Genomic DNA, 13,861 nt, shown 5'->3' with positions numbered 1-13,861 from the left:
AAGACCGATATGCGCCTTTAGGGTTGCGGGAAACAAGCACAACGCACCTACCTGACCTGGGAGTCGAGAATGGCGCACGACATTGCCGCGCTGGCGACGGAACTGGCCGACATGGCCGCGGCCGATCACCGGTCCTCAATCCGCGCGAACAGCGATGACCCGGCCGAGCAGTTGGCGTGGCGCCGGCTGACCGCACGGCACGGTGACCGGCTCAGCGAGATCATGAATGAGTACGGCTGGCCGACGGCAGAACTGGTCGGCGAGGAGGCCGCACGCGCGGCGTGGCTGATCGCCCAGCACGCCGACCGGCAGCTCGACGTTCAGCGACGGGCCCTGCAGCTGATGCGGCAGGCGGTTTCGGAAGGGTCGGCCGGCCCGCGCGAGCTGGCCTTTCTGCGCGACCGGACGCTGGTCAATGAGGGCCGTAAGCAGGTCTACGGCACTCAGATCGCTGGCGTGAAGGACGGGTCACCGGTTCCGTGGCCCTGTGAAGAGCCCGAGCGCATGGACGAACTCCGTGCGGAAGTAGGCATCGAGCCCTTCGATGAATACGTTGCCAAGTTCGCGATGGCCTGACGACCCGTTCTCAGCCGCATCCTGCGGATCATTTGCCCGGGGGCTCACCTGCCCCGGGGCAATGATCCGCCGGACAGGCCCTGGGCATGTTCCGCCACGGAATGCCGGTCCGGACCCGGAAGCGTATGCCGTCGATCAGCTGCCGCCGGGTCCAGGTCGGCGGCCGTCCGGGCTCTTTGTCCGTGGGCAACAGCGGCTCCAGCGCCGCCCATCGCTCGTCCGTCAGATCCCCTCGCGCCATGGGCCGAGATCATCGCATGGCTGAGATGCGCCGGTGATGTCTTCAGGCCGGATGTCTTCAGGCTGGCGGTGCACTTCGGCCGCGCACCAGTGGCAGGTACACCTCGTCGACGATCTCGATGAGGACCTCGTCGGGGGCGCTGGGGGCCCCGCGCACGACGAATTCGTTGCGCAGCAGGGTCATGGCGATGGTGGCGACCCTGGGGTGGAGTGCTTCGGGGGAGGCTTCGCCGCGTGCGATCGCGCGCCCAAGGATCGTCAACCAGGGGGCGGCCGCCGCATCGCCGGACTGTTCCTGGAGTTGCGCCAGGAGTTCCGTGGCACCGCCGGCGGCGGCAAGCAGTTCGCGCAGGATCGCGCCTTGGGGGGAGCTCCAGTAGCGGTTCGCCCGGCGTAGCCACTCCAGGACGTCGCTTCGCAGGCTGCCGGTATCGGGCGGCTGGACCGTCGTGGCAAGCCGCCGGTAGGCGGCGATGGCGAGGGTGAGGCGGTTGGGCCAGCGGCGGTAGAGGGCGTTCTTGTTGGTGCCGGCACGGGTGGCGACCTTGTCCATGGTCAACCTCGAAAATCCGGCCTCAGTGAGTTCGTCCGCCGCCGCGCGCAGGATCGCATCCTCCAGGGCGGCTCCGCGTCGCCGCGTCTGCCCGGCATCCGACGAACCCCTCGGCCTCTCCGGCATGACCCCTACTCGCTATCGGCACTCTGCGTACCTTCCTATCTTGACCGCCTGCATCGATCCACAGCAATTAGGGTACGTTCAGTACCGTAAATCTTCTCGATCGAAGAGGAGGCGACACATGCACGCCAAAGGCATCAGCTACGACACCGGATTCGTCTACAACGGCCGCCTCGGCCGTGAGCGATTCGACGCGGAGGTGGTGCGGCGCGAGCTGACGATCATCCGCGATGACCTGCACTGCACCGCGGTCCGCGTCATGGGCGGGGACCCGGACCGGATCGAACTCGCCGCGGGATACGCCGCCGACCTCGGGCTTGAGGTCTGGTTCTCCCCCTACCCGCTCGAACTGACCACCGGCGAAATGCTGTCCCTCTTCGCCGACTGCGCAGAGCGCGCAGAGCGGCTCAGGCAACGTGGAGCCGACATCGTGTTCGTCACCGGCGCCGAATTGAGCCTGATGAACAAGGGATTCCTGCCCGGCGACAGCACCGACGACCGCGTCGCGCTCCTGAGCCGCCCCGAGCGGGTGCGCGAGTGCATCGGCGAGGCCGGCGCCCGGGTCAACGAGTTCTTGGCCAAGGCCGTGACAGTGGTCCGCGAACGCTTCGGCGGCAAGGTCACCTACGCCGCCGTTCCGCTGGAGAACGTCGACTGGGCCCCGTTCGACTTCATGTCCATGGACCTCTACCGGTCGGCCGAGATCGCCGACCAGTTCGCGGCAGGCATCCAGCACCTCGTCGCGCAGGGCAAGCCGGTGGCCATCACCGAGTTCGGCGCGGCCGGCTACCAGGGCGCCGCCGACCAGGGTGCTCGCGGCCTGGAGATCGTCGAATACGACGGCGACACCCGCGCACCGCTGCGACTCGACGGGAAGCACGCCCGTGACGAAGTCGGTCAGGCCGCCTATCTGCGTGAACTGCTGGAAGCGTTCGACGCCGGAGGTATCGACAGCGCCTTCGTCTTCACCTTCGCTCTCTACGACTTCCCGCACCGCCCCCACGGCGACCCCTGCGACGACTTGGACCTGGCCAGCTACGGCATCGTCAAGGTCCTCGAAGACCACCCCGGCGCCACCTACCCCGACATGCCGTGGGAACCCAAAGCCGCGTTCACCGCGGTCGCCGACTACTACCGCGACTGAACGGCGCTGAAACGGCCACGGAGAGATCCCGCATCGCCGCCGGGGAGCGAAGCGGCAGCCGCTGGCCCGGGTGCTAGGCCCTGTCCGGCCGAGCCGCGCCCGGGGTCCGGGGCAGCTGGCGCCGAGGAGATCCAGCAGGTTGACGGGATCGGCACGGAGAAGGCTCCGCTGATCGTCGCGGAACCAAGCGCACCACACTCCTGGTCGCCGGTGAGAAGGCCGGATCCAAGCGGACCGAGGCCGAGGCGCTGGGGATACGTAACGCCTCGCCCGAGGAGTCCGCCGTGCTCGTGGCCGGTCTGCTCGAAGACGCCGGACGGCCGCGTCGCTATCCGGCGTACGGCAGCGGGGCGAGTCCGGCGATCCCCGGTGCGATGGTGAACACGGCGCCCGCCGCCGGGTCGTCGCCGTCCGCGAGGTCCTGGCGCGAGGTGGTGATGAAGAGCCTGCGATAGCCGTCACCGCCGAACGAACAGGCGCTGACCTGGCGGGCGTTGACCTCGACCACCTCGTCCAGGGTGCCGTCGGCGGCGTAGCGACGGACGGCGGAGCCGCCCCACAGGGCGACCCACACTCCCCCTTCGGCATCCACGGTGAGGCCGTCGGGGGAGCCGTCGGCCGGGTCGATGGTGACCCAGGGCTCGGGGGTGGAGAAGCGTCCGGTCGAGGGGTCGGTTGTGATCCGGGCGATGGTCTGGGTGGGGGTGTCTACGTAGTAGGCGAAGTCACCGTCCGGGGCCCACGCGAGGCCGTTGGAGATGGTGACCCCGGTGTGGACGACCGAGGTGGCGCCGTCGGGGGTGAGGCGGTGCACGGAACCGGCACCGGGGCGGGTGTCGTACGCCATGGAACCGCAGTAGAAGTTGCCGGCCGGATCGCAGGCCCCGTCGTTCATCCGGACCGTGGGGTCGGTCCACAGCTCCTTGCCGGGCGTGACCGTGCCGTCCTCGGCCACCAGCACGAAGCCCCGCTCGACGGCCGCGACCACACCGCCGGAGCGCCGGGGCCGCCAGGCCGCCGCGACCTCGCCGAGATGCCACCGCTCGTACGCGCCGCCGCCGTTCGCTTCGGTGTCGAAGGTGAGGAGGTCTCCGGCCAGCAGGTCGACGATCCTCAGCCGCCCGGCGCCGGGATCCCAGCCGGGGCCCTCGCCATGATGGGTGACGACCCCGGTCCACTGCTCGGCACGCATGGCGGCCCCTCTCGTCTCGGCCTTCCGAAACCTTCGATCGCGATCACACGCATGCTAGGCGGCCAGACTTCGCAGCGCCTTCTCCTCCGGCGTCCCCGGAGCCGCCGTATAGACGAGCAGGCTCAGCTCCGTGTCCTGCGGGAAGCGGGTGATCTCGTACGAGAGGGTGAGCGAGCCGAGTTCGGGATGATCGATGCGCTTGAGCCCGTACGCCTTGGTCCGCACCGTGTGCCGGGCCCAGTGGTGCCGGAACTCCGCGCTCCCGGCCTTGAGTTCATCGACCAGCTCCCACAGCTCGGGATCGTCGGGGAAGACGCCGGCCGCGATCCGCAGCTGCCCCACGGCCTCGCGGGCGATCATGTCGCGATCGGGATAGCGTCTGCCGATCGTCGGGTCGAGCAGATGAAGCCGCGTCAGATTGCGCTCAGGCGCGGGCAGTCGGCCGAAGTCGGTGATGAGTCCGCACACCGGCCGGTTCCAGGCCAGGACATCCATCCGGCGTCCCATGACGAGCGCGGGAGCGCTGATCCAGTCCAGCAGCCGCTGGATCTCCGGGCGCGGCCCGTCGCCGCCGGGGGTTCCGGTGACCGCTTTGCGGGGGCGGGCCAGCCGGAAGAGATGGTCCCGTTCGTCCTGGTCCAGCCGGAGCGCGTCCGCCACGGCTCCGAGTACCGCGTCGGAGACGCTGTGGTTGCGGCCCTGCTCCAGCCGTATGTAGTAGTCGACGCTCACACCCGCCAGATGCGCCAGCTCCTCCCGGCGCAGACCGGGCACCCTGCGCTGTCCTGATCCGGAGGCGAAGCCGACGTCCTCGGGCCGGATCCTCGCTCGGCGCGAGCGCAGGAAATCCCCCAACTCTCCTTGTTTCCTCATGGAGTTCATTGTCCGTCCTGGGGCTCGTGGTTCCTGGGTACGTCAGACCCCAGGCAGGGTGGAGCACACCGACGGGACGGCCCGCCGGGTGAGCATGAGGAGGTGACCGGGCCCAAGGGCCCACGGACGGACGGAGAGACGCATGACGCGCGAATCCACCAGGCACGGACGTCTCGCGACGCCGGTAGTCGCCGCGGCGGCGCTGCTGCTCGGGGCGTTGACGGCCCCCGCGGGCGCGGCGGCGTACGGCCCGCCGCCCGACCCCGCGCCCGGCGGACCGCAGCGGCCGTACGAGCCGGACGTCCCCGGGCCCCGGAACATCGACGCGCTCGCCGCGACGGTCACCCCGGACGGTGCCACGGCGCGCGGTGTACGGGTCGCCTTCGACCGTACGAGCCGCTCCGAGACGGGCGGCGCCCCGGCCGGTGCCCGCCGCTTCGTCTTCCTCTTCGACGACTCGATCCGCTTCCGGCCCGAGTCCTTCCCCGTCTGCGCCCGCTCGGTCATCGAGGAGAAGGGCGTGACGGCCTGCCCCGTGGGCTCGCGGGTAGGGCGGGGCACCAGCCATGTGTACCCCGAGGGCACGGCGGAGGTCCTCGCCTTCAACACCCGGTACGCGAACGGTTCGCGCGGCGCGCTGGTTGTCATCCCGGCGTCGCGTACGGTCCTGGAACTCACCTGGGAACGCGTCACCCGCCCCTATCAACAGCGTGGCTATCTCTGGGCACTTGACGAGATCCTGCCGCCGAGCGCCATCCCTCCCCAGGAGCGGGCCGGGACCAGGCGCTTCGAGCTGGAGTGGGGCGCCACCCGGCAGGCCGGCGGCCGGCCGGTCAGCTTCGCCGAGACATCGGCCAAGCCCGGCGAGAAGGTGCGGATCGGACTGTGGAGTTCATTCGTCACGGGGCAGGTCGTCCTGCCACGGACAACGGTGGTCGTCGGCGAGCCCGGCGGGCGGCCATGAGCTGACCGGTGTGGGGCACGCCGCGTGCCGACAGCGCCGCCGGTCCCCCGGCGGCGCCACCGCCGTGCACGCGGTCCGCGGTCCTTACGGCTTGGGCAGGGTGCAGCCGGTACGGGTCAGGTCGATCTTGCTGCCGGTGCCGACGCACGCCACGATCCCGTACGTCTCCTGGGCGTAGTTGATGCCCTGGCGTACGGTCACCGTGCCGTTCTCGTCCACCTCGCACGGATTGTTGACCGTGCAGCGCCCGCCGCTCTCATTGCCGGTGTTGTTGACGGCGACGACCTTGCCCGTGGTGTTGTCGATGACGGGCGAGCCCGAGGTGCCGCCGATCGTGTTGCACGCGGAGGTGTAGCGGACCGAGTCCTTCCAGGTCCAGCTCCCTTCCTTCAACTGGTAGGCGAATCCATCGATGTTGCAGCTGTAGATCCGCTTCCAGTAGCCGGAGACGACCTTGATCGCGGTGCCCTGGACCGGGCGGGTGGCGTTGAGTTCCAGCGCCGATATCCCGTACGCGCTCTGTATCTGCGCGTAGGTGCTGGTGAGTTGGTACAGCGAGACATCGGTGTCGGTCATCGTCGCGTACGCGATCTTGCTGGCGCGCAGGGTCGCGACACCGGTGCCCGAGGAGTTCAGCAGGCTGAAGGTACGGGTGGACGCCCTGTCCACGATGACCTGGCCGGCGGCGGGCATACCGGTCTCCAGGCAGTGGCCGTTGGACAGTACGAGAGCGGGGTCGCTCGGTTGCGAGGCGGGCGTACGGACAACGGAGCCGGAACAGTTGCTCAGCGCGACCGTTCCTGCGAAGTCGACTGCCTGGACCTTGGCTTGGGCGGTAGCCGCGGTCCCGGCGGTCTTCGTGGGCGCGCCCGCGTCATGGCTTGTGGCCATGGCGGGTGCCGCTCCCGCTCCGAGGAGCAGAACGGCGAGCAGCGCGCCGAGGAGAGGCTTTCTCATGTGGGGTCCCCTCTGTGACCGAAGTTCCTTCGGTTTTGTCATGGGCATTGTTGACGCATGTGTGGCAGCGGGCAACCATGCCTCGGCCGGACCCCCTCTCACGGACCCCCGGGATTCCGGCCCCTGACATGACGGTGGGGGCGGTGCCGGCCGGCACCGCCCCCACCGTCAATTCCTTCAGCTGATCAGATCGTTCCCGGCCTTCACCGCGTCGGCCCCGGCCTTCACCGCGCCCTTCACGGCACCCACCTTCTTGTCGACCTTGTCCCCGAGGACGCCTTCCACGACAGGCTCGGCCTTGGTGCCCAGGGCCGCCGCGGTCTGCGCCGTGCTGCTGAGGGTGGAGCCGAATTCGACCGCCTGGGCGGCGGGGGCGACGGCGGCGAGCAGCGCGGAGCCTGCCGCGGCGGCGGTGAGAAATCGATACGCGTTCATGATCGGTGTAACGCGTGGAGGCGACAGAGGACACGCGTTCCTCCACCGGCGGAGGGACACCGCGGGCGGGCTGCACGGGCGGGCAGCACGGGCGCGGCTCTCGCGGAAGCGGCTCTCGCGGAAGCGCACCCTACGATTCCGGTATGACCGACGAACCCACGCCGGAGCGCGCCGCACCGCCCGCCGCCAAGCCCACCCGGCGCCTCGACGCGCGCAGCCTGCGGGGGCTGGCCCACCCCTTGCGGATGAGCATCTTCGAAGCGCTGAGTCTCGACGGCCCCGCCACCGCCACCCTGCTCGCCGAACGCCTCGGCGAGAACACCGGCACCATCAGCTGGCATCTGCGCCATCTCGCCGAGCACGGCTTCATCGAGGAGGAGACGGGACGCGGCACGAAGCGGGAGCGGTGGTGGCGCAGGGTCGATGTCACGAACGAGCTCAACGTCAATGATTTCCACGACGATCCCGACGCTCGCGGTGCGATGTCGGTCTACACCCAGGAGCTGATGCGGCAGTACTTCAACCGCGTCATGGACTGGCTCTCCGAGGAGTGGGAGGACGGGTGGCGGAAGGTCGGCACCGTCTCGGACTGGCGTGATCTGCGGATGACACCGGACCAGTTGCGGGCCCTCAACGAGGAACTGGCGGCCGTCATCGCCCGCCACACCCCCGCGCCGGACGCCGAGCCCGCCCTGGACGCGCTCCCGGTCGTCGTACAGCTCCAGTCGTTCCCCCGCAGGGAGCACGGCTCGCGGTGAGCGGGGGCGCGTCCGGGGCGTGGGCAGCCGGGGCCCTGGGCGCGGCCGGGGCATGAGCGCGGCTCCGTATCAGGCCGCACCCGTGCCCGTAGCCGTACCCGTACCCGCGATCACCTCCGGGCGCAGCAGGGCCATGAGCCGGTCGGCCGGCAGCAGCCCGCGTTCCAGGACCAGTTCGGCGACACCGCGCCCGGACGCGAGGGCTTCCTTGGCGATCTCGGTCGCGGCGAGGTAGCCGATATGCGGATTGAGCGCGGTGACGAGCCCGATGGAGTTCTCCACGCTCGCGCGCAGGGTCTCCTTATTGGCGGTGATACCGGACACGCAGCGCTCGGCGAGCGTGACACAGGCGGCCCGCAGATGGGTGATGCTCTCCGAGAGGGAGTGCAGGATGATCGGTTCGAAGGCGTTGAGCTGGAGCTGCCCCGCCTCCGCCGCCATGGTGATGGTGACGTCGTTGCCGATCACCTCGAAGGCGACCTGGTTGACGACCTCCGGGATCACCGGGTTGACCTTGCCCGGCATGATGCTGGAACCCGCCTGCACCGGCGGCAGATTGATCTCCGCGAAGCCCGCGCGCGGTCCCGAGGAGAGCAGCCGCAGATCGTTGCAGCTCTTGGAGAGCTTGACCGCGATGCGCTTGAGCACGCCCGAGAGATGGACGAAGGCGCCGCAGTCCTGAGTGGCCTCGACGAGATTGGCCGCGGTGACCAGGGGCAGTCCGGTGATGGCGGCGAGATGGCGGCGGGCGGCCTCCGCGTAACCCGCCGGGGCGTTGAGACCGGTGCCGATGGCGGTCGCGCCGAGGTTGATCTCATGGACGAGGCAGACGGCCTCGGCCAGCCGGCACTCGTCCTCCTCCAGCATCACCGCGTACGCGGAGAACTCCTGGCCCAGGGTCATCGGCACCGCGTCCTGGAGCTGGGTCCGGCCCATCTTGAGGATCTCGCGGAACTCCTCGGCCTTGGCCGCGAACGCCTCGCGCAGGATCGTCATCGCGTCGAGCAGTTCCCGTACGGCGATGATCGTGGCGACATTGACGGCGGTCGGGTAGACGTCGTTCGTCGACTGGCTGAGGTTGACGTCCTCGTTCGGATGCAGCTCGCGGTAGTCGCCCTTGGTGTGGCCGAGGATCTCCAGCGCCCGGTTGGCGATGACCTCGTTGGCGTTCATATTGGTCGATGTACCGGCGCCACCCTGGATCACGTCCACGACGAACTGGTCGTGCAGCAGGCGCTCTTCCCTGATCTCCCGGCAGGCGGCGGAGATGGCGTCGGCCTTCTCGGCGGTGAGCAGCCCGAGATCCTGGTTGGCGCGGGCCGCGGCTTCCTTGACGGCCGCGAGCGCGTTGATCAGATGGGGGTAGGCGGAGATCGGCGTACCGGTGATGGGGAAGTTCTCCGAGGCGCGCAGGGTGTGGACTCCCCAGTACACGTCGGCGGGTATGTCGCGGTCGCCCAGCAGATCGTGTTCGCGGCGGTGGCCTGCGGTCATGTCACGGGTCCTTCGTGAGAGAGCTGAGGGTGGGTGTCCCGTGGCGACGGGACGGCGGACGGAGCAAGGCGGGACAGCGGAACGGCGAAGCGGTGGAACGGAGTTACGCGACGGACGAGGCGCCTGGCTCGCCCTGCGCGGACGAAGCGGGCTGAACCGAACCGGCCGAAGGGGCGAAGAAGGGGGCCAGCGCGCCCGCCGCACGCAGGGTTCCGACCTCCTGTCCGCCCCCGATGACCGGCGTACGGTCGAATCCGGCCAGGATCTCCGGGGCGATCCCGCACCTCGCGAGGGCCGCCGCTGCCACCGGCATCCTGGCGCGGTCGGCGCCGTCGGCTATCTTCACGCCGACGGCCCGCCCGTCCGGCAGCGCCGCGATCTGTACGCCCTCGAACCCGTCCTTGGCGAGCAGTCCCGGGACCGCGCGCATCAGCCGGGCCACATCACGGCCACTGCCGGAGACCATCTCCGGGTGCTCGCGCATGGCATGCGCGACCCGGCCCTCGTCGGTCCCGGGCGCGGCCGTCGCGATCCGGGCCACGGCCCGGGTGAGACCGTGCAGGGATACGGCGAAGAGCGGCGCGCCGCAGCCGTCGACCGTCACCCGCGCGATGCCCTGTCCGGTCAGCTCCTCGACGGTCGAGGCGATCTCCCCCTGGAGCGGATGCCCGGGGTCGAGGTAGTTCTCCAGCGACCAGCCCCTAGCCCTGGCCGTCATCAGCATGGCGGCGTGCTTGCCCGAGCAGTTCTGGGCGAGCCGGCTCGGGCCGCGGCCGGCGCGGATCCACTCGTCCCGCACCGCCGGGTCGTACGGCAGATCGGGCACATTCCGCAGATCGCCCTCGGTCAGCCCGGCGGCGTCCAGGATGCGGCGGGCCGTGGCCAGATGACGTTCCTCGCCGGAGTGGCTGGCCGCGGTGAGGGCCAGCGACTCGCTGTCGAGCGGCGGCAGTCCGGCCCGCAGCAGCCCGACGGCCTGGACGGGCTTGAGCGCCGAGCGCGGGTAGAACGCGGCCTCGATGTCGCCCGCCCTGAACTCCACACTCCCGTCCGCCGCGAGGACGACGACCGAGCCATGGTGGACGCCCTCGATGACGCCTCCCCGTACGACATGCGCGACGGGGACATGCGCCGGCTCGCGGACGGCCGGGGGCTCTCCTTGGGTGGGACGTGGCGGGTTGACACCCGCTGGAGTGGTGTGGCTCATGCTCAGCTCTCGTTGTCGTTACTTGGTGCCGGTGGTGTTACCGGCACCGGCAGCCGCTTCCCGTACGGTCCCGACCCGGCCCCGTACCAGGAACCAGCCCCCGACCAGCGCCGCCCCGATCGCGGGCAGGGACAGCACGGTCGTACGTCCCGCGCCGCCGTCCGCGTACATCAGGACCAGCACCGACGCGAGGAAGACCAGCGTGACGATCTCGGTCCACGGCGAGCCGGGGAGCCGGTAGCCGGGGCGTACGAGCTCCCCGGCCTGCGTCTTCCGCCAGAAGAGCAGATGGCAGACCATGATCATGGCCCAGGTGCTGAGGATGCCGAGCGCGGCGAAGTTCAGCACGATCTCGAACGCCTCGCTCGGTACGAGGTAGTTGAGGCCGACGCCCAGCACACAGATCGACGAGGTGAGCAGGATGCCGCCGTAGGGCACCTGGCTGCGGCTCATCACCCCGGTGAACTTCGGCGCGGAGCCCGACATCGCCATCGAGCGCAGGATGCGACCGGTGGAGTAGAGACCGGAGTTGAGGCTCGACATCGCGGCGGTGAGGACGACGAGGTTCATCACCCCGCCGGCCGCCGGCACGCCGATATTGGACAGCACGGTCACGAAGGGGCTCTCGCGGGCGGAGTACGCGTCCCAGGGCAGCAGCATCGTCAGCAGCACGACGGAACCGACGTAGAAGAGGGCCACGCGCCACATGATGGAGTTGATCGCCTTGGGCATGATCTTCTCCGGGTGCTCGGTCTCGCCCGCCGTGACACCGACGAGTTCGACGGAGGCGTACGCGAAGACCACCCCCTGGATGACCAGCAGCATCGGGAGCATCCCGGCCGGGAAGAGGCCGCCGTTGTCCGTGATCAGCGAGGGGCCCGGGGTGTGGCCGTCGACCGGCTGCTGGGTGACCAGCAGGAAGATGCCGATCAGCATGAAGAGGACCAGCGCACCGACCTTGATGATCGCGAACCAGAACTCCAGTTCGCCGAAGATCTTCACGGAGATGAGGTTCACGGTCAGCACGACAGCGAGCGCGATCAGGGCGATCACCCACTGCGGGACATCGGTGAACATGCCCCAGTAGTGGGTGTAGGTCGCCACCGCCGTGATGTCGGCGATTCCGGTGGTCGCCCAGTTCAGGAAGTACATCCAGCCCGCGACGAACGCCCCCTTCTCGCCCAGGAATTCACGGGCGTACGAGACGAACGCCCCGGAGGACGGCCGGTGCAGGACCAGCTCTCCGAGTGCGCGCACCACGAGGAAGGCGAAGACACCGCACACGGCGTAGGCCACGGCCAGCGAGGGCCCGGCGTCGGCGAGCCTGCCGCCCGCGCCGAGGAACAGCCCGGTGCCGATGGCCCCGCCGATGGCGATCATATTGATGTGGCGGGACTTCAGGGACTTGCTGTATCCGGCGTCCCCGGCGTCGATGTGCGCGCCGTCCGGCTTCTGTTCCCGCCCTGATGATGCTGACGGTTGCGGCTTCTGGAGGGATTGTTCACTCACGCCGGGTCTTCACCTTCTGTGGGGGGAACCGCGCGCCGCGGCGAGCGCACGATGGTGGTCAGCGTCGACTCGACGCGGGCCAGATGGTGGGTCATGGCTTCCATGGCGTCGTGCTCGGAACGGTCGACGAGCGCGTCCACGATCGCCTGGTGCTCCTGGTTCGACTGCTCGCGCCGGCCGCCCAGATCGTTGAGGAACGCCGACTGGCGGGCCAGCGCGTCCCGGATCTCCTCGATGACTCGCCGGAAGACCGGGTTCTGGGCGGCCCGCGCGACCGCGAGATGGAAGAGTGTGTCCATCGCCACCCACGCGGTGGTGTCGGTCTCCCGCTCCATCCGCTCCAGCAGATGCGCGAGATGGTCGAGGTCCTCGGGGGTGCGGCGGAGCGCCGCGTACCCGGCCACCGGGATCTCCACATGTCGGCGCACCTCCAGGAGGTCGCTCGCGGAGTAGTCACCGAAGGTCGGGTCCTCGACAGGGCCCTGGGAGACGACGAAGGTGCCCTTGCCGGTGCGCGAGACCGTGAGCCCCATGGTCTGGAGCGCGCGCAGCGCCTCCCGGAGCACGGGTCTGCTCACTTCCAGGCGGCGGCAGAGCTCCGCCTCGGAGGGGAGCTTCTCCCCCACGGCGTACTCACCGCGCTCAATCGCGCCGCGCAGATGACCGAGCACCGCTTCCAGGGCGCTGATCCGCTTGGGCGCCTCGCCAGCTGTCTGGCTGTCTGACAGGTTCACCCGCGCATCCTGAACCCCCCGGGAGATCGCTGTCAAGAAGGGCAACAGCCTCGGCGGCTGGGGCGGCCGTCAGAAAGGCCGGTCGCCCGCGATGGCGACGCGCTCGGCCACCCGGCGGTGCGGAGCGTAGTCATTGACCGCGTAGTGCTGGGTGGCGCGGTTGTCCCAGAAGGCGATGTCCCCCGCCTGCCAGCGGAACCGCACCTGGTACTCGGGCACATGCGCCTGCTGGAACAGCAGGCGCAGCAGCCGGTCGCTCTCCGCACGCTCCAGCCCCACGATCCGGGTGGTGAAGGAGGTGTTGACGAACAGCATCCGCCGGCCGGTCTCGGGGTGGCGCCGTACGACGGGATGCTCGACTGGCGGGAACAGCTCCTGGAACGGTGCAAGTTGGGCGGGCGAGGAGAACCGCGCGAAGCCCGGGACGAAGTCGTGCACGGCGCGGGCGCCGTCGATCCGGTCCTTCACGTCCTGCGGCAGATTGTCGTACGCCGCCGCCATGTCGGCCCACATGGTGTCACCGCCGACCGGCGGCACCTCGCGCAGTTGCAGCACCGCTCCCAGCGCGGGCCGCTCGCGGAACGTCACGTCCGTGTGCCAGACATTCTCGAAGGTGGGCACCGCGCTCCGGTCGAAACGGACGACCTCCGGGGCGTCGCCGGTGGCCAGCAGCGGATTGGTCTCCAACTCGCCCCAGCTGCGGGCGAAGGCGCGCTGCGCGTCGGACGACAGATGCTGACCGCGGAAGAAGAGCACCTTCCACTCCAGCAGCGCCCGGTTGAGCTCCTCGCGTACCGCGGGGGCCGGCGGGAGGGACAGATCGAGCCCCCGGATCTCGGCGCCGATGATCCGCCCTTGCGGGACGACCTCGAAGAGTTCGTACGGCCGGTCCTCCCACTTCTCCGGGACGCGGCGCAGCGCACGGGGCCCTTCGTACAGGCCGTCGGCGGGGATGCGGTGATCACGCAGGACGGGTGACGCGGGCGATACGGAGGCGGTGGAAGGGGTGACGGAGGGGGCGGCGATGGTCACGGGTCTCCTCTGGGAAACGACGGCAGGCATCACACGGGGCGGTTCAGGGGAGGTACGGTCCCGGAGCGGA

Annotated in this window: 14 protein-coding genes and 1 pseudogene; 4 read left to right on the top strand and 11 right to left on the bottom strand. The window is 69.7% G+C overall.

Annotated elements, in window-relative coordinates; genetic code table 11:
* The first annotated feature begins 69 nt into the window (after window positions 1-69).
* Window positions 70-576, top strand: coding sequence for a DUF6624 domain-containing protein (locus IF11_RS0115990; RefSeq protein ID WP_030352265.1), 507 nt, complete (start codon window positions 70-72; stop codon window positions 574-576).
* Window positions 577-658: 82 nt separating this feature from the next.
* Here the strand turns inward: IF11_RS0115990 and IF11_RS38940 are convergent.
* Window positions 659-817 (bottom strand): annotated as a pseudogene (locus tag IF11_RS38940) (transposase); the annotation flags it as partial.
* A 57-nt stretch (window positions 818-874) separates the two neighbouring features.
* Window positions 875-1,495, bottom strand: a complete 621-nt coding sequence (locus tag IF11_RS0115985) for a TetR/AcrR family transcriptional regulator (RefSeq protein ID WP_030352264.1) — start codon at window positions 1,493-1,495, stop codon at window positions 875-877.
* 118 nt (window positions 1,496-1,613) lie between these two features.
* Between IF11_RS0115985 and IF11_RS0115980 the strand changes: the two genes are divergently transcribed.
* The gene (locus IF11_RS0115980) at window positions 1,614-2,636 is read left to right on the top strand and encodes a glycoside hydrolase family 113 protein (protein ID WP_030352263.1); all 1,023 of its coding nucleotides are present in this window, start codon (window positions 1,614-1,616) and stop codon (window positions 2,634-2,636) included.
* Between the two features lie 328 nt (window positions 2,637-2,964).
* Here the strand turns inward: IF11_RS0115980 and IF11_RS0115975 are convergent, their stop codons facing one another.
* Window positions 2,965-3,828 carry an SMP-30/gluconolactonase/LRE family protein gene (locus IF11_RS0115975; protein WP_030352262.1) on the bottom strand — a complete coding sequence of 288 codons (864 nt, stop codon included), beginning with the start codon at window positions 3,826-3,828 and terminating at the stop codon, window positions 2,965-2,967.
* Window positions 3,829-3,882: 54 nt separating this feature from the next.
* Window positions 3,883-4,701 (bottom strand): helix-turn-helix transcriptional regulator, encoded by an 819-nt coding sequence (locus tag IF11_RS0115970; protein WP_030352261.1) that lies wholly within the window; start codon window positions 4,699-4,701, stop codon window positions 3,883-3,885.
* Between the two features lie 142 nt (window positions 4,702-4,843).
* On the opposite strand from IF11_RS0115970, the gene IF11_RS0115965 reads away from it, so the two are divergent.
* The gene (locus IF11_RS0115965) at window positions 4,844-5,665 is read left to right on the top strand and encodes a hypothetical protein (RefSeq protein ID WP_051745967.1); all 822 of its coding nucleotides are present in this window, start codon (window positions 4,844-4,846) and stop codon (window positions 5,663-5,665) included.
* A gap of 84 nt (window positions 5,666-5,749) precedes the next feature.
* Here IF11_RS0115965 and IF11_RS0115960 read toward each other — a convergent pair whose 3' ends face one another.
* Window positions 5,750-6,622 (bottom strand): S1 family peptidase, encoded by an 873-nt coding sequence (locus tag IF11_RS0115960; protein WP_030352259.1) that lies wholly within the window; start codon window positions 6,620-6,622, stop codon window positions 5,750-5,752.
* 177 nt (window positions 6,623-6,799) lie between these two features.
* The gene (locus IF11_RS0115955; protein ID WP_030352258.1) at window positions 6,800-7,057 is read right to left on the bottom strand and encodes a hypothetical protein; all 258 of its coding nucleotides are present in this window, start codon (window positions 7,055-7,057) and stop codon (window positions 6,800-6,802) included.
* A gap of 143 nt (window positions 7,058-7,200) precedes the next feature.
* Between IF11_RS0115955 and IF11_RS0115950 the strand changes: the two genes are divergently transcribed.
* The gene (locus tag IF11_RS0115950) at window positions 7,201-7,815 is read left to right on the top strand and encodes an ArsR/SmtB family transcription factor (RefSeq protein WP_030352257.1); all 615 of its coding nucleotides are present in this window, start codon (window positions 7,201-7,203) and stop codon (window positions 7,813-7,815) included.
* Between the two features lie 69 nt (window positions 7,816-7,884).
* Here the strand turns inward: IF11_RS0115950 and aspA are convergent, their stop codons facing one another.
* The 5 genes from aspA to IF11_RS0115925 all read right to left on the bottom strand — a co-directional run bounded on the left by aspA (window position 7,885) and on the right by IF11_RS0115925 (window position 13,785).
* Complete coding sequence (gene aspA / locus IF11_RS0115945; protein ID WP_030352256.1) at window positions 7,885-9,309, bottom strand: aspartate ammonia-lyase; 1,425 nt, start codon at window positions 9,307-9,309, stop codon at window positions 7,885-7,887.
* 103 nt (window positions 9,310-9,412) lie between these two features.
* Window positions 9,413-10,516, bottom strand: a complete 1,104-nt coding sequence (locus IF11_RS0115940) for an asparaginase (protein WP_051745966.1) — start codon at window positions 10,514-10,516, stop codon at window positions 9,413-9,415.
* A gap of 18 nt (window positions 10,517-10,534) precedes the next feature.
* Window positions 10,535-12,025 (bottom strand): amino acid permease, encoded by a 1,491-nt coding sequence (locus IF11_RS0115935; RefSeq protein WP_030352254.1) that lies wholly within the window; start codon window positions 12,023-12,025, stop codon window positions 10,535-10,537.
* Entirely contained in the window at window positions 12,022-12,759 is a 738-nt protein-coding gene (locus IF11_RS0115930) for a FadR/GntR family transcriptional regulator (RefSeq protein ID WP_030352253.1), read from the bottom strand. The genes IF11_RS0115935 and IF11_RS0115930 overlap by 4 nt, the downstream gene beginning before the upstream one ends.
* 69 nt (window positions 12,760-12,828) lie before the next feature.
* Entirely contained in the window at window positions 12,829-13,785 is a 957-nt protein-coding gene (locus IF11_RS0115925; RefSeq protein WP_030352252.1) for a TauD/TfdA dioxygenase family protein, read from the bottom strand.
* Between the last annotated feature and the right edge of the window lie 76 nt (window positions 13,786-13,861).

Source organism: Streptomyces scopuliridis RB72, assembly GCF_000718095.1.
In the GTDB taxonomy this organism is placed as follows: domain Bacteria; phylum Actinomycetota; class Actinomycetes; order Streptomycetales; family Streptomycetaceae; genus Streptomyces; species Streptomyces scopuliridis.
The sequence above is the reverse complement of the archived record's forward strand: the minus strand, read 5'-3'. Positions and strand labels throughout refer to the sequence as shown.

Coding starts and splice junctions, on each gene's coding strand:
- IF11_RS0115975 (WP_030352262.1), bottom strand. CDS start 3,828: ATGCGTGCCGAGCAGTGGACCGGGGTCGTCACCCATCATGGCGAGGGC.
- IF11_RS0115965 (WP_051745967.1), top strand. CDS start 4,844: ATGACGCGCGAATCCACCAGGCACGGACGTCTCGCGACGCCGGTAGTC.
- IF11_RS0115980 (WP_030352263.1), top strand. CDS start 1,614: ATGCACGCCAAAGGCATCAGCTACGACACCGGATTCGTCTACAACGGC.
- IF11_RS0115950 (WP_030352257.1), top strand. CDS start 7,201: ATGACCGACGAACCCACGCCGGAGCGCGCCGCACCGCCCGCCGCCAAG.
- IF11_RS0115990 (WP_030352265.1), top strand. CDS start 70: ATGGCGCACGACATTGCCGCGCTGGCGACGGAACTGGCCGACATGGCC.
- IF11_RS0115940 (WP_051745966.1), bottom strand. CDS start 10,516: ATGAGCCACACCACTCCAGCGGGTGTCAACCCGCCACGTCCCACCCAA.
- IF11_RS0115960 (WP_030352259.1), bottom strand. CDS start 6,622: ATGAGAAAGCCTCTCCTCGGCGCGCTGCTCGCCGTTCTGCTCCTCGGA.
- IF11_RS0115985 (WP_030352264.1), bottom strand. CDS start 1,495: ATGCCGGAGAGGCCGAGGGGTTCGTCGGATGCCGGGCAGACGCGGCGA.
- IF11_RS0115955 (WP_030352258.1), bottom strand. CDS start 7,057: ATGAACGCGTATCGATTTCTCACCGCCGCCGCGGCAGGCTCCGCGCTG.
- IF11_RS0115970 (WP_030352261.1), bottom strand. CDS start 4,701: ATGAGGAAACAAGGAGAGTTGGGGGATTTCCTGCGCTCGCGCCGAGCG.
- aspA (WP_030352256.1), bottom strand. CDS start 9,309: ATGACCGCAGGCCACCGCCGCGAACACGATCTGCTGGGCGACCGCGAC.